This is a genomic window from Bradyrhizobium sp. USDA 336, from assembly GCF_044908355.1.
GTDB lineage: Bacteria > Pseudomonadota > Alphaproteobacteria > Rhizobiales > Xanthobacteraceae > Bradyrhizobium > Bradyrhizobium yuanmingense.
In genome coordinates, this window is record NZ_JBIYDC010000002.1 from 1383707 (window position 1) to 1398105 (window position 14399).

Here is a 14399-nt window from a genome sequence, read left to right on the forward strand (position 1 = left end):
TTCATGTCCAACGCCGCCGCGCCCGCAACGGAAGGACCCGACAGGTCCGAGGCGCCTGCACATGTCGCCATCATCATGGACGGCAACGGGCGTTGGGCGGCCGCGCGCGGTCTGCCGCGGGCGGAAGGGCATCGCCGCGGCGTCGACGCGCTGCGCCGCGTGGTGCGTGCCTCGCACGAGCTCGGCATCCGCTATCTCACCATCTTCTCGTTCTCTTCGGAGAACTGGTCGCGCCCGGCGAGCGAGATCGGCGACCTGTTCGGCTTGCTGCGGCGCTTCATCCGCAACGACCTGGCGAGCCTGCATCGCGACGGCGTCAAGGTCCGCATCATCGGCGAGCGCGAGGGGCTCGAGAGCGACATCTGCGCCTTGCTGAACGAGGCCGAGGAGCTGACGCGCGACAACACGCGCCTGACGCTGGTCGTCGCCTTCAACTACGGTTCGCGGCAGGAGATCGCGAAGGCGGCGCAGAAGCTGGCCCACGAGGTCGCGGAGGGCAGGCGGGATCCTGCCACGATCGACGCCGAGACGCTTGGCGCGCATCTCGACGCGCCCGACATTCCGGACCCCGATCTCATCATCCGCACCAGCGGCGAGCAGCGCCTGTCCAACTTTCTGATGTGGCAGGCCGCCTATAGCGAGCTCGTGTTCGTGCCGATCCATTGGCCCGACTTCGACAAGGCGGCGCTGGAAAGCGCGATCGCCGAATTTGCCAGGCGCGAGCGCCGTTTCGGCGGCCTGGTTGCGAAGACCGCCTCGTGAACGAACCCGATCCTGCATCGGCGGGCGCCAAGCCTGCCCCGAGCAATCTGGTGATGCGGGTCCTCGCAGCGCTGGTGCTGGCGCCGCTGGCAATCGCGATCGCCTATGCCGGCGGCTGGTTGTGGGCGCTTCTCGTCACCCTGGTCTCGATCGGGCTGTTCGCGGAATGGCTGATGGTGGTGGGCGCAGCATCGGCCGCGCTGACCGGGGCAGGGACGGTCGTGATCGCCATGATGGGAGCCTCCGTCGCTTTCGGCGCGCTCAAGACCTCCGTCGTCACCGGCCTCATCGGCGGTGCCATCGTGACGCTGATCGCGCGGGGCAAGTTCTTGTGGGCGGCGAGCGGGTTTGCCTATGCGGCGGCGGCGCTGCTGGCCTCGATCCTGGTGCGCAAGGATCTCGTCAACGGCTTCTCCGCGCTGATGTTCGTGCTGCTCGTGGTGTGGGCGACCGACATCGGCGGCTATTTCGCCGGACGCAGCATCGGCGGCCCGAAATTATGGCCGCGTGTGAGCCCGAAAAAGACCTGGGCCGGCGCGCTCGGCGGCTTTGCGGCGAGCCTTGCGGTCGCGGCCGGCTTCGCCGCCTGCGGGATCGGAAAGCTGGTTCCGCTGCTGCTCGTCAGCGCCGTCCTGTCGGTGGTGTCGCAGCTCGGCGATCTCTTCGAATCCGCCGTGAAGCGGCGCTTCGGTGTCAAGGATTCCAGTCACTTAATTCCCGGCCATGGCGGGCTTATGGACCGCCTGGACGGTTTTGTCGCCGCCATCCTGGCGGCCTGGTTTATCGGCTTTTTCCGCCATGGTGTGCATAGCGCCGGAAGCGGTCTTATGGTTTGGTGAGGATATGAGCGCGGTTCCCTTGCGTAACAACAGGCTTGCTGCGTCCGACATTCGCAGCGTCACGGTCCTCGGTGCCACCGGCTCGATCGGCGACAGCACGATGGATCTCTTGCGCGCCTCGCCCGAGCGCTACCGTGTCGAGGCGCTGACGGCGAACGGCAATGTCGCAGCGCTCGCCAAGCTCGCCAAGGAATTCAACGCACGCTATGTCGCGATCGCCGACACCTCCAAGCTCGCCGAGCTCAAGGCTGCGCTCGCGGGCACCAGCACCGAATGCGGCGCCGGCGAAAGCGCGGTGATCGAAGCCGGCGCGCGTCCGGCCGACTGGGTGATGGCGGCGGTGAGCGGCGCTGCCGGGCTGAAGCCGGCGCTGGCCGCAGTCGATCGCGGCGCGCATGTCGCGCTCGCCAACAAAGAGTGCCTGGTCTGCGCCGGCGACTTCTTCATGCAGCGCGCGGCAAAAGCCGGCGCCTGCATCCTGCCGGCCGATTCCGAGCACAACGCGCTGTTTCAGGCGCTGAGCTCAGGCAATCGCGACGAGCTCGTCCGCGTCATCATCACCGCCTCCGGCGGCCCGTTCCGGACCTGGAAGCCCTCAGACATCGAGCAGGCGACGCTCGAGCAGGCCCTGAAGCATCCGAACTGGAGCATGGGCCAGAAGATCACGATCGATTCGGCCTCGATGATGAACAAGGGGCTCGAGGTGATCGAGGCGTCCTATCTGTTCGCGCTCTCGCCGGACGAGATCGACGTGCTGGTTCATCCGCAGTCGATCATCCACGGCATGGTCGAGTTTTCCGACCGCTCGGTGGTGGCCCAGCTCGGTGCGCCCGACATGAGGACGCCGATCGCCCATTGCCTCGGCTGGCCCGATCGAATCAAGGGCCCGGCGGCGAAGCTCGACCTTGCCAAGATCGGCCAGCTGACCTTCGAAGCGCCGGACTTCGAGCGCTTCCCCGGACTGCGGCTGGCCTACGAATCGCTCCGGACCGGGAAGGGCGCGACCACCGTCTACAATGCCGCCAACGAGGTCGCCGTCGCCGCCTTCATCGGCGGCAAGATCCGGTTCGGTGCGATTGCCCGGCTAGTCGAGGCGACCCTCGAGGATTGGATCAAAGGCGGCAACCAGGCGCCCCTGACCTCCGCAGACGATGCAATCTCTGTTGACCATGTTGCGCGAAATAGGGCTGCCGCCCTATTGCCTCAAATTGCCTTAAAGGCATCCTAGTTGGTTCGGGACCAGGGCCTTGCGGCGCTGGGTGAGGGAATTCGATGATCGACTTTTTCGTCCATAGTTTCAATACCTTGAGCCATGGGCTCCTCGGCTACGCGGTTCCCTTCCTGTTCGTCCTGACCATTGTCGTGTTCTTCCACGAGCTCGGCCATTTCCTGGTCGCGCGCTGGGCGGGCGTACGCGTGTTAACCTTTTCGCTCGGCTTCGGCCCCGAGCTGGTCGGCTTCAACGACCGCCGTGGCACCCGCTGGAAGATCTCGGCGATCCCGCTCGGCGGCTACGTCAAGTTCTTCGGCGACGAGAGCGAGGCGTCGACCCCGTCGGCCCAGACGCTGGCGGCTATGTCGGCCGAGGAGCGCGCCGGCAGCTTCCACCACAAGAAGGTCGGTCCCCGGGCGGCGATTGTCGCGGCCGGACCAATCGCCAATTTCATCCTGGGCGCGCTGATCTTCGCCGGAATGGCGCTCTATTACGGCAAGCCGAGCACGATCGCCCGGGTCGACGGCGTTGTCGCCAACGGCGCGGCCGCTGCCGCCGGCTTCAAGGTGGGCGACGTCGTCATCCAGATCGACGGCAAGCCGATCGAGAGCTTTGCCGACATGCAGCGAATCGTTGCGATGAACGCCGGTTCGGCTCTTACCTTCCAAGTGAAGCGCGACGGCGCCGTCGTCTCACTGACCGCGACCCCGGCGCTGCTGGAGCGCAAGGACCCCTTCGGCAACAGCCACCGTCTCGGCGTTCTCGGCATCGAGCACAAATCGCAGGCCGGGGAGGCCTCGACCACCCCGGTCGGCGTCGGTGAAGCGCTCAAGATCGGCGTCGAGCAGGTCTGGTTCATCATCACCAGCACCTTCAAGTTCCTGGGCTCGCTGTTCGCCGGCCAGGGCAATCCGAACGAGGTCAGCGGCGTCCTGGGAATCGCGAAAATGTCGGGGCAGGCGGCCAGCGCCGGGTTCCAGTTCGTGATCAATCTCTGCGCGGTGCTGTCGGTGTCGATCGGCCTTTTGAACCTGTTCCCGATTCCGCTGCTCGATGGCGGCCACCTGATGTTCTATGCGGCCGAGGTGGTCCGGGGCCGGCCTTTGTCCGAGCGGACCCAGGAAATGGGGTTCCGAATCGGGCTTGGCCTGGTGCTGATGTTGATGGTGTTTGCGACCTACAACGACATCCTGCGGATGGCCGCTTCCTGATAGGGGCTTTTTTGTGGCGTTGCTGTTGAGCAACGTCTTGGAATGAAATTGAAATTACGGCGCTTTCGGCCGTTTGCGGCGTCGGCGAAATTGGCTACAAGCGGCCTGAACTTGGGGAATCTCCGGACCGGCGTTGGGGTTGGGTCTGGCAGGGAATGATAAGGGCGCGTTGCGCGATGAAGTTTGGACTGCGACTCCGGGGGGGCTTGCTCGCGACCCTGATCTTGTTCGGCGCGCCGGTGGTTGCCCCGGTTGGGGCTGTTTTCGTGTCTTCGTCTGCGCTCGCCCAGACCGTTCAGTCGATTTCCGTCGAAGGGAATCGCCGCGTCGAGGTGGAAACGATCCGCTCCTATTTCAAGCCGGGTCCCGGCGGCCGGCTGGATCAGGCCGCCATCGACGACGGCCTCAAGGCGTTGATCGAGACCGGCCTGTTCCAGGACGTCAGGATCAACCGCGGTTCCGGCGGCCAGCTCATCGTCTCCGTGGTGGAAAACCCGGTGATCGGCCGTATCGCCTTCGAGGGCAACAAGAAGATCAAGGACGAGCAGCTCACCGCTGAAGTCCAGTCCAAGGCCCGCGGCACCTTCTCCCGCGCCATGGTGCAGTCGGACACGCTCCGTATCGCCGAAATCTATCGCCGCTCCGGCCGCTACGACGTGCGCGTCACGCCCGAGATCATCGAGCAGCCCAACAACCGCGTCGACCTCATCTTCACGGTCGAGGAGGGCGTCAAGACCGGCGTCCGGTCGATCGAGTTCGTCGGCAACAATGCCTTCTCGTCCTACCGCCTCCGCGACGTGATCAAGACGCGCGAGACGAATCTGCTGAGCTTCCTCGGCAGCGGTGACGTCTACGATCCCGACCGCGTCGAAGCCGATCGCGACCTGATCCGCCGATTCTACCTCAAGAACGGCTTCGCCGACGTGCAGGTCGTCGCGGCGCTGACCGAATACGATCCGGAGAAGAAGGGCTTCAACGTCACCTTCAAGATCGAGGAAGGTCAGCAATACCGCGTCGGCGCGGTGGATTTCCGCAGCAGCATTCCGAACTTCGATCCGAGCTCGATGCGCGCCTATTCGCGTCTCAATGTCGGCTCGCTCTACAACGTCGAATTGGTCGAGAAGTCGGTCGAGGAGATGCAGATCGAAGCCTCCCGCCGCGGCTATGCCTTCGCCGTGGTCCGGCCCGGCGGCGACCGCAACTTCGAAGCGCACACCGTGTCCGTCGTGTTCAACATCGACGAGGGCCCGCGCACCTATATCGAGCGCATCAACCTGCGCGGCAACACCCGCACGCGCGACTACGTGATCCGCCGCGAGTTCGACATCTCGGAAGGCGACGCCTACAACCGCGCGCTGGTCGACCGTGCCGAGCGGCGCCTGAAGAACCTCGACTATTTCAAGAGCGTGAAGATCACGACCGAGCCGGGCTCGTCGAGCGACCGCGTCATCCTGATCGTCGACATGGAAGAAAAATCGACCGGCGACTTCTCGGTCTCGGGCGGTTACTCCACCACCGACGGCGCGCTGGCCGAAGTCTCGATCTCCGAGCGCAACCTGCTCGGTCGCGGCCTGTTCGCCAAGGCCGCGGTGACCTATGGCCAGTATGCGCGCGGCTACTCGCTGTCGTTTGTCGAGCCGTACCTGCTCGACTACCGCGTCGCGCTCGGCCTCGACCTCTATCAGCGTGAGCAGAAGTCCAACAGCTACATCTCCTACGGCACCAAGACGCTCGGCTTCTCGCCGCGCCTCGGCTTCTCCTTGCGTGAAGATCTCTCGCTCCAGGTGCGCTACTCGATCTATCAGCAGGAAATCACCCTGCCGTCGTATCTGGCGAACTGTAACAACGTCCTTGGTTCGTCTACCTTCAACCCCAGCCCGGCCTTCGCCGCGTCTCAGACGCCGCCGATTGATCTGTCGTCGACCAGCGGGCTCGGCTGCTACAACGATGGCGAAGCCTCGCTGCCGGTGCGCAAGGAGCTCGCCGGCGGCAAGACGCTGACCTCGGCGCTCGGCTACACGCTGACCTACAACACGCTGGACAACAACAAGAACCCGACCGACGGTCTGCTCGTCGACTTCCGGCAGGACTTCGCCGGCGTCGGCGGCGACGTCTCCTACCTGAAGTCGGTCGTCGACGCGAAGTACTACACTCCGCTGGTGTCCGACATCGTCGGCCTCGTCCGCCTGCAAGGCGGCATGCTGAACAAGATCGGCACCGATCTGCGCATGCTCGACCACTTCCAGATGGGCCCGAACCTCGTCCGCGGCTTTTCCCCGAACGGCATCGGTCCGCGCGACTTGAACCCGTTCGGTACGCAGGATGCGCTCGGCGGCACCAAGTATTGGGGTGCTTCGTTCGAATTGCAGATGCCGTTCTGGTTCCTGCCGAAGGAAGTGGGTCTGAAGGGCGCGGTCTATGCCGACGCCGGCGGCCTCTACGACTACAGGGGACCGACGAGCTGGACCACCACCAACGAAGTCAACGCGCCGGGCTGTATCCCGTCGACCATCAATCCCTCGAGCACGGGGACCTGCACCGGTCTCGTCTATGACGACAGCAAGGTCGTCCGCTCGTCGGTCGGTGTCGGCGTGATCTGGCAGTCGCCGTTCGGACCGCTGCGCTTCGACTACGCCGTGCCGCTCAGCAAGGGCAGGTATGACCGCACGCAGGAGTTCCGGTTCGGCGGCGGCACCACGTTCTAATTCGATCAGCACGGCACGATCCGGATCACCGGAACCGGTTTCCGAAAGGGATCGTGCCGATCCAAGACATGAGGCATGATGCGGCCTGACCGCTTCATGCCGAAGCCGGACCGCGACGGGGTGGAATGGCGCAGCCGACCTTCTTCACAAAGCCGCCTGCCGCAGCGTTGGCCGACATCGCCACGCTGACCAAGGCGCAGCTGGTCGATCCCGCGAGGGGCGGCCACGTCATCACGGGCCTTGCTTCGCTCGACGAAGCGGGCCCGATGCATCTGGCGTTCTTCGACAACCTCAAATACGCCGATCAGCTCAGGGCGACCAAGGCGGGGGCCTGTCTGGTCAGTCCGCGCTTCGAGGCCGAGGTGCCCGAACATGTGGCCGTGCTGCGGGTGGCGCAGCCATTCCGCGCCTTCGTCCGGATCGCGCGGGAATGGCACGCCGACGCGCTGCGGCCGCAATCCTGGGTCGGCAACGACGGTATCGCGCCATCGGCCATCATCGATCCCACGACCCGGCTCGAGGACGGTGTGGTCGTCGACCCCCTGGCTGTGATCGGCCCGGACGTCGAGATCGGCAGCGGCACCGTGATCGGCGTCGGGGCGGTGATCGGTCCCGGCGTCAAGATCGGCCGGGATTGCAATGTTGGCGCCCGGACTGCGATCCAGTGCGCCCTGATCGGCAACAACGTGCTGATCCATCCCGGCTGCTCGATCGGCCAGGACGGCTACGGCTTCATCTTCTTCGGCCCGGAGGGCCATCTGAAGGTGCCGCAGACCGGGCGCGTGCTGATTCAGAACGACGTCGAGGTCGGGGCCAACACCACGATCGACCGGGGGTCCTTGCGTGACACCGTGATCGGCGAGGGGACCAAAATCGACAATCAGGTCCAGATCGGCCACAATGTGACGATCGGCCGGCACTGCCTGCTCGCGGCGCAGATCGGCCTCGCCGGCAGCCTGACCATCGGCGACAACGTGGCGCTCGGAGCGAAGGTTGGCATCAACAATCACCTCAAGATCGGCGACGGGGCGCAGGTGACGGCGATGAGCGCGGTCAAGGACGACATCCCGCCGGGCGGCCGCTGGGGCGGGCACTTCGCCAAGCCGACCAAGCAATGGTTCAAGGAGATCATCGCGGTGGAGCGGCTGGTACGCGACAGCAAGGCCGATCCGAAGGACGAGGGACGGGAATGACGGCGGAATCACCTGTTAAGTTCGAGCTGGTGGACATCAACGCGATCCTCCAGACACTGCCGCACCGCTTTCCGATGCTGCTGATCGACCGCGTGATCAACATCCGCGCCGATTACAGCGGCATCGGCATCAAGAACGTCACCTTCAACGAGCCGGCGTTCCAGGGGCATTTCCCCGAGCGTCCGGTCTATCCCGGCGTCATGATGATCGAGGCGATGGCGCAGACCGCGGGCGTGATCGGCATCAAGTCGGTCGAGGGCACCGAGAAGCCGCGGGCGGTCTATTTCCTCACCATCGACAAGTGCAAGTTTCGCAAGCCGGTGCTGCCGGGCGATACGATCGAGTATCACATGCGCTCGCTCGGCCGCCGCAAGACCATGTGGTGGTTTCACGGCGATGCAAAGGTCAACGGTCAGGTCGTCGCCGAAGCCGACGTCGGCGCCATGCTGACCGATTGAGCGGCACTGGGCTCAGGTGCAATCGTAGCGGCTGCCGGCCGCCTCCCGCCTGATAGTCCGGTTGAAGAACTGGCCCATGGAGGGCGCGCCGAGGAGGCGCTCGACGGTGTCGGACGTCACGCCGCAATAGCGGTGATAGGCGCCGTTGCTCGCGACGATCAGGTCCTGCTGCGCGCGATCGTAACAGACCCGCTGAAGCACCGTGCTGCGGGTGATGTCCCGGCACTCGAATGTCTGGAGATCGACCAGGCGGTGTTCGCCGGTCTCGACCGCCTCCGACACGATCGGAGTATCCGCGAGCTGCGCCAGCAGAAGGATCAGGGCCCTGACCACGATCGTTGAAGCTCCACATGAACCTGACGACGGGACGGGAAGGCCGCCTCATCCGGCACTTGAAACACGGCGAGATGATACGTCACTGGACAGATCGGGCATAGTCGCGCTAACCAGCCGAAAACCGAGCGACTTCAATACATAACCCGACCTTCTTGACGAGTAAGATTGGCTTGATGAGCAAGATTGATCCCACCGCGCGGATCGCGGACGGCGCCGTGATCGGCGAGGGCACCGAGATCGGACCCTATTGCATCATCGGCCCGAACGTCGTCATTGGCGTGAACTGCAAGCTGATCGGGCACGTGCACATCACGGCGCAAACCACGATCGGCGATGGCTGCACCATCTATCCGTTCGCTTCGCTGGGCACGCCGCCGCAATCGCTCAGCTATCGTGGCGAGCTGACACAGCTCAGGATCGGCTCGGGCTGCACCATCCGCGAATCCGTCACCATGAACGCGGGTACCGTCGCTGGCGGGGGCGTCACCTCGGTTGGCGACCGCGGCTATTTCATGAACTGCAGCCACGTCGGCCACGACTGCCATGTCGGCAACGACGTGATCTTCGCGACCTCGGCAACGCTCGGCGGCCATTGTGAGATCGGCGACTTCGTCTTCATCGGCGGGCTGTCCGCCGTGCATCAGTTCACCCGCATCGGACCGCAGGTCATGGTCGGCGGCGTGTGTGGCGTGCGCGACGACATCATTCCGTTCGGTCTCGTCAACGGCCAATATGCCGTGCTCGAAGGCCTCAACCTGATCGGCATGAAGCGTCGCAAGTTCACCAAGCAGCGGCTTGCCATCGTGCGTGCGTTCTACCAGAAGCTATTCCATGGCGCCGGCACCTTCGCCGAGCGGCTGGAGGCGGCGCGGCCGCTCGCGGGCGAGGACCCCGCGATCGCCGAAATCCTCGACTTCATCGGCAAGGGCAAGCGCCCGCTCTGTCTTCCCGCCATCGCGAAGTGATCTTGGAGTGACCTTGGGATGGCCGCGGGCACGACATCGGCGGCTTTGCAGGTTTCGTCACCGGTCGGCATCGTCGCCGGCGGCGGAGCCATGCCGTTCGCGGTCGCCGAGTCGCTCGCCGCGCACGGCATCACGCCGGTGCTGTTTCCGCTGCGCGGGGCGTGCGATCCCCAGCGGGTGGAGAAGTACCGGCATCGCTGGATCTCGGTCGGCCAGCTCGGACGCGCGATGCGGCTGTTCCGCGAGGAGGGCTGCCGCGACCTGATCTTCATCGGCACATTGGTGCGGCCTTCGCTGTCCGAGATCCGGTTCGACTTCACGACGCTGCGCCTGCTCGGCAACGTCATCCGCGCCTTCCGCGGCGGCGACGATCATCTGCTGTCGGGTGTCGGCCGCATCCTCGAGCAGGACGGCTTCCGGATGGTCGGCATCAAGGACGTCGCGCCGGATCTCCTGATGCCCGAGGGCTGCATCAGCCGCGCCTGGCCGAGCGATGCCAGCAAGGCCGACATCGCGCGCGGCCGGGCGGTGCTGACCGCACTCGGCCCGTTCGACATCGGCCAAGCCGTGGTCGTGATCGATGGCCACGTGGTGGCGGTCGAGGACATCGAGGGCACCGACGCGCTGCTCGCCCGCGTCGCGCGGCTGCGCGAGGAGGGCCGCATCCGCGCCGCTACCGGACGCGGCGTGCTGGTGAAGGCGCCGAAGAGCGGCCAGGACCTGCGCTTCGACCTGCCGACGATCGGCCCGCGCACCATCGAGGGCGTCGCGGCCGCCGGCCTTGCCGGCATCGCCGTCATCGCGGGCAACACCATCGCCGCCGAGCCGCAGGCGATGATCGCGCTTGCCGATGCCAAATATCTCTTCGTCATCGGCCTGCCCGCGTGATGTCGCGTGATCCCAAGCGCAAGATCTTCCTGATCGCGACGGAGGAATCCGGCGACAGGCTCGGCAGCGCCTTGATGAAGGTGCTGCGCCAGCGTCTCGGCGACGGCGTGCAGTTCGTCGGCGTCGGCGGCCGCACCATGGCGCGCGAGGGCCTGGAATCGCTGTTTCCGATCGAGGAGCTGTCGATCGTCGGGTTTGCCGCGGTGGTGCAGCAATTGCCGAAGATCCTGCGGTTGATCCGGCAGACTGCCGACGCAGTGACCGAGGCCGCGCCCGACGTGCTCGTCATCATCGACAGCCCCGACTTCACCCATCGCGTCGCCCGCCGCGTGCGCGCGCGCAATCCCGCGATCCCAATCGTCGACTACGTCTCGCCGCAGCTCTGGGCATGGCGGCCAGGACGGGCGCGGACCATGCTCGGCTATGTCGACCACGTGCTCGGCCTGCTGCCGTTCGAGCCCGAGGAATACCGCAAGCTCGGCGGGCCGCCCTGCAGCTATGTCGGCCATCCCCTGATCGAGCAATTGGGCTCGCTGCGGCCGAGTGCGGAGGAGCAGGCGCGCCGCGACAGTGAGCCGCCGGTGCTGCTGGTGCTGCCCGGCAGCCGCCGCAGCGAGGTGGGGCATCATCTCGACGTGTTCGGCGCAACGCTCGGCCGCTTAAGGGGTGAGGGCTGTGCGTTCGAACTGATGCTGCCGACCATGCCGCATCTCGAAGCCACCATCCGCGAAGGCATCGCGAGCTGGCCGGTCAAGCCTCAGATCGTGATCGGCGAGAACGAGCGGCGTGCGGCTTTCCGCATCGCTCACGCCGCGCTGGCGAAATCCGGCACGGTGACGCTCGAGCTCGCTCTGGCGGGCATTCCGATGGTGACGGCCTATCGCGTCGGCGCGATCGAGGCGTTCATCCTGCGACGCGCGATCCGTGTCTCCTCGGTGATCCTTGCCAATCTCGTGATCGGCAAGGATGTCATTCCCGAGTATTTGCAGGAGGAATGCACGCCGGGGAAGCTGGCGCCGGCGCTTCGGGACGTGCTGACGGAGTCTCCGCTGCGCCGGCAGCAGGTCGAGGCCTTCGCCAGGCTCGATCAGATCATGTCGACCGGCAACACATCGCCGAGCGTGCTCGCCGCCGACATCGTGCTCGCAACGATGCGCCAAGGCCGGCGAACGAGCTAGGGTGTTTCATAAAAGTCTGCTTGAGCCGCCCCCTCCAAAGCGTGAGCGGCCCTTCAAAGGCCAGACGCCAGGAAACGCAACAGCGAAGGCGTGAGTTACGCTAAAGCGACGTGGATCACCCCTGTTGCGAAGGCAGACTAAAGTGAAACACGGCCCCCCGTGGTTCATTCGCACCAGTCCAAAGTCGTCCTCCGTGCGCCTCGATGATCGATTGGCAAATCGACAAGCCCATGCCGGTCCCGTCCGGCTTGGTTGTGTAGAAGGGCTCGAACAGGCGGTCAACGATTGCGACGTCAAGCCCAGGTCCGGTATCCCGTACGGCGACAACAACGCGATTTGAAGCATCTGCAGCCGTGCTGATCCTCAGCTCTCGTCCGCCAACGTCGACACAGTTCATTGCCTCGATCGCGTTGAGGATCAAATTGAGAACCACCTGTTGCAGCTGAACGCGATAGCCCTTCACGAGCGGCAAGCCCGGAGCGAGGTCGGTCTGGATCGAGACATCATGTTTGAGCAGCTCGCTACGGGCGATGGTGATCACGTCCAGGATTGCACTATTGACATCGACGCTCTCCTTCGGCGCCGGAGCTTTCTTGATCAAGGAACGGATCCAACTGATGATCTCGCCGCCTCGCTTGGCTTCTGTGACGATGGATACGAGCGCCTGCTGTGCCTTTTCGAAATTCGGAGATTGTGTTCCTAGCCAGTTCAGTGCGGCCTCTGCGTTGCAGAGCACCGCGGTGATTGGTTGGCTTAATTCGTGTGTCACCGACGCCGTGACCTGGCCCATTGCCGCCGCGCGATTGGCGTGTGTTAGTTCAGCCTGCATCTCGCGGAACGTCTCGGCGGCTCGCTTGCGTTCGGTGATGTCGCGGCTCAGACAAATGATTCGTGACTGTCCGACTTCGCAGAACTCGCGCATACGAACTTCGACGGGAAACACAGTGCCATCCTTTCGGCAATAGCGCCTCTCGAGCGTAGCGATGCCGCCGGCCTTGAGACGCTCGCGGTTGCGACGCCAAGTCGCCTCATCCATCTCCAGATCGAACAAGGCCGCAGTTGCCCCAACCAGTTCGGTCCGGCTGTAGCCGAGACTTTCGCAGGCATTCCGATTCACATCGAGAACGCGACCATCTTCACTGTGCAGCATGAACGTATCGGTCGCGTGGTCCACGAAAGTACGGAAACGGGCCTCGCTCTCGATCAGCGCCTGTTCGGCGCGCTTGCGCTCCGTGATGTGGCGCCCCACACCTCGGTAACCTACGAAGTTCCCTGTCTTGTCAAAGATGGGCAGCCCAGAGACGGAAATATAGCGCTTGCCGCCGTCGGGCATCGGCCGCGCGAGCTCGAAATCGCGAAACGGGAGGTGAGCGTCGAGTATCTCCCGATGTTTGCGCCAGCCATCTGCGTCAGGTTCGAGATACGGGACCTCCCATCGTGTCCTGCCGATCTCGGAGACCGGCGGCTCGGGAAGCGTCTCGGCGAATTCCTGGCGGATGAAGCGATGCTGTGCGTCCGTTTCCCAGTACACATCAAAGGAGAATTGCACCAGCGTGCGAAAGCGCTCCTCGCTCTCGCGCAGTGCCTCCTCGGGGCGCTTGCACTCATTCGAATCGAGCGCGACCGAGGGCACTTCAATCGCATGTTGCATGATCATCTCTTGCTTACGCGTGATGGATCAATCGACAGATTTCTCGTGCCGGATCGCGTCCCCCCGGAGTCGGTCAAGATCGATCGGGAATATGCCTTTGGCGACTATACTTCCGTATACAGGGCTTCTCTATAGCGACGTGGCTGTGACGACCCCGAGCCGAAACAACGCGAGCTAAAACCCGGTTCCCTCAACGCATGCGTGTGAGGTGGGCCCTGTTTTCTTGTCTCGCGGGCGGAAGAGCGGGCGAACGAGCTAAGGCGCGTACTCATGAACCTCCGAACCGTCGAGGCGGGCCTGACATGGACGGGAGGGCAAGGAGGTTCGTGGCGAGCTCTTAACCAGTGTTTCTGACCGCCTCAGCCAGAATGGCGTAAAGCTGCTGCCGGCTGAATTCCTTTGGCAGCTCCCTCTCTGCTGTACTCGGCGACACCCTCCGCGCGATGGGACGGGCGCAGGAGGCCGACGACGGCCTCAGCTTCGGGGCCGGCCTTATCTGGGGCTGCGCTGTGGGCGGCTTGTGGCCGCGCTTCAGGCCCAGACGGTTCAGCATACCGCATACCGCGTTACGACTGCAGCCGAGATGGCGCGCAATCTGCGCCGCGCTCTGTCCCGCGGACCAGAGCCTTTTGAGAAGCGCTATGTCTTTCGCATCCCAGCCCATGAGAGATAGTATAACGCCGCCTGCCAGACACCGGCTAGTCTAGTCTTCGTCCGGCTCGCGCACGACCGCCGGTTCGTCGGCATCATCTTCCTCATCCTCGTCTTCGTCCTCCTCGTCTTCATCGGGATCCCTGGGTGGCATCACGATGCGCATCCGTATGAGCAGTTTCCTGGCTGTGGTGGAAAATGCTTCGGAGGTGTGTTGCTTCATGGCATTGTGCTCCTCGAAAAATGGGCGCAGTCGCCAGATTCTTGGCCGGCATATGCCGGTGCCGGGGCGCGACCGCCGCAAACGCGATGCGGGTCGGGTAGACTGCATGATCAGCGGGCGGCAGGC

At 64.5% G+C, this 14399-nt stretch carries 14 protein-coding genes; 10 read left to right on the forward strand and 4 right to left on the reverse strand.

Annotation, left to right across the window (positions count from 1 at the left end; translation table 11 throughout):
• The first annotated feature begins 3 nt into the window (after positions 1–3).
• From ABIA45_RS07420 to fabZ, 7 genes are all read left to right on the forward strand, one after another.
• Positions 4–762 (forward strand): isoprenyl transferase, encoded by a 759-nt coding sequence (locus ABIA45_RS07420; RefSeq protein ID WP_157283594.1) that lies wholly within the window; start codon positions 4–6, stop codon positions 760–762.
• A complete protein-coding gene (locus tag ABIA45_RS07425; protein WP_271537667.1) occupies positions 759–1601 on the forward strand; it encodes a phosphatidate cytidylyltransferase in 843 nt (280 codons plus the stop codon). Before ABIA45_RS07420 ends, ABIA45_RS07425 begins: the two co-directional genes overlap by 4 nt.
• A gap of 4 nt (positions 1602–1605) precedes the next feature.
• A complete protein-coding gene (gene dxr / locus ABIA45_RS07430) occupies positions 1606–2829 on the forward strand; it encodes a 1-deoxy-D-xylulose-5-phosphate reductoisomerase (RefSeq protein ID WP_225125195.1) in 1224 nt (407 codons plus the stop codon).
• Positions 2830–2873: 44 nt separating this feature from the next.
• Positions 2874–4025: an RIP metalloprotease RseP gene (gene rseP, locus ABIA45_RS07435; RefSeq protein WP_157283596.1), complete on the forward strand. Its 1152-nt coding sequence runs from the start codon at positions 2874–2876 to the stop codon at positions 4023–4025.
• 176 nt (positions 4026–4201) lie between these two features.
• Positions 4202–6730, forward strand: a complete 2529-nt coding sequence (bamA, locus tag ABIA45_RS07440) for an outer membrane protein assembly factor BamA (protein WP_404540895.1) — start codon at positions 4202–4204, stop codon at positions 6728–6730.
• A gap of 125 nt (positions 6731–6855) precedes the next feature.
• Positions 6856–7923, forward strand: a complete 1068-nt coding sequence (gene lpxD, locus ABIA45_RS07445; RefSeq protein ID WP_404651557.1) for a UDP-3-O-(3-hydroxymyristoyl)glucosamine N-acyltransferase — start codon at positions 6856–6858, stop codon at positions 7921–7923.
• The gene (gene fabZ, locus ABIA45_RS07450; protein WP_036010015.1) at positions 7920–8381 is read left to right on the forward strand and encodes a 3-hydroxyacyl-ACP dehydratase FabZ; all 462 of its coding nucleotides are present in this window, start codon (positions 7920–7922) and stop codon (positions 8379–8381) included. The genes lpxD and fabZ overlap by 4 nt, the downstream gene beginning before the upstream one ends.
• A gap of 12 nt (positions 8382–8393) precedes the next feature.
• Here the strand turns inward: fabZ and ABIA45_RS07455 are convergent, their stop codons facing one another.
• Positions 8394–8714, reverse strand: coding sequence for a KTSC domain-containing protein (locus tag ABIA45_RS07455; RefSeq protein ID WP_404540898.1), 321 nt, complete (start codon positions 8712–8714; stop codon positions 8394–8396).
• A 176-nt stretch (positions 8715–8890) separates the two neighbouring features.
• On the opposite strand from ABIA45_RS07455, the gene lpxA reads away from it, so the two are divergent.
• The 3 genes from lpxA to lpxB are packed head-to-tail and all read left to right on the forward strand — an operon-like array spanning position 8891 to position 11748.
• Positions 8891–9682 carry an acyl-ACP--UDP-N-acetylglucosamine O-acyltransferase gene (gene lpxA, locus ABIA45_RS07460; RefSeq protein ID WP_271537679.1) on the forward strand — a complete coding sequence of 264 codons (792 nt, stop codon included), beginning with the start codon at positions 8891–8893 and terminating at the stop codon, positions 9680–9682.
• An 18-nt stretch (positions 9683–9700) separates the two neighbouring features.
• Positions 9701–10570: an LpxI family protein gene (locus ABIA45_RS07465; protein WP_157283600.1), complete on the forward strand. Its 870-nt coding sequence runs from the start codon at positions 9701–9703 to the stop codon at positions 10568–10570.
• Positions 10570–11748, forward strand: a complete 1179-nt coding sequence (gene lpxB, locus ABIA45_RS07470) for a lipid-A-disaccharide synthase (RefSeq protein ID WP_404651559.1) — start codon at positions 10570–10572, stop codon at positions 11746–11748. Before ABIA45_RS07465 ends, lpxB begins: the two co-directional genes overlap by 1 nt.
• Before the next feature lie 115 nt (positions 11749–11863).
• Here lpxB and ABIA45_RS07475 read toward each other — a convergent pair whose 3' ends face one another.
• The 3 genes from ABIA45_RS07475 to ABIA45_RS07485 all read right to left on the reverse strand — a co-directional run bounded on the left by ABIA45_RS07475 (position 11864) and on the right by ABIA45_RS07485 (position 14273).
• Positions 11864–13399 carry a PAS domain S-box protein gene (locus ABIA45_RS07475; RefSeq protein WP_404651561.1) on the reverse strand — a complete coding sequence of 512 codons (1536 nt, stop codon included), beginning with the start codon at positions 13397–13399 and terminating at the stop codon, positions 11864–11866.
• A 337-nt stretch (positions 13400–13736) separates the two neighbouring features.
• Entirely contained in the window at positions 13737–14063 is a 327-nt protein-coding gene (locus tag ABIA45_RS07480) for a GcrA family cell cycle regulator (protein WP_271537688.1), read from the reverse strand.
• Between the two features lie 39 nt (positions 14064–14102).
• A complete protein-coding gene (locus tag ABIA45_RS07485; RefSeq protein ID WP_193760664.1) occupies positions 14103–14273 on the reverse strand; it encodes a hypothetical protein in 171 nt (56 codons plus the stop codon).
• Positions 14274–14399 lie beyond the last annotated feature (126 nt).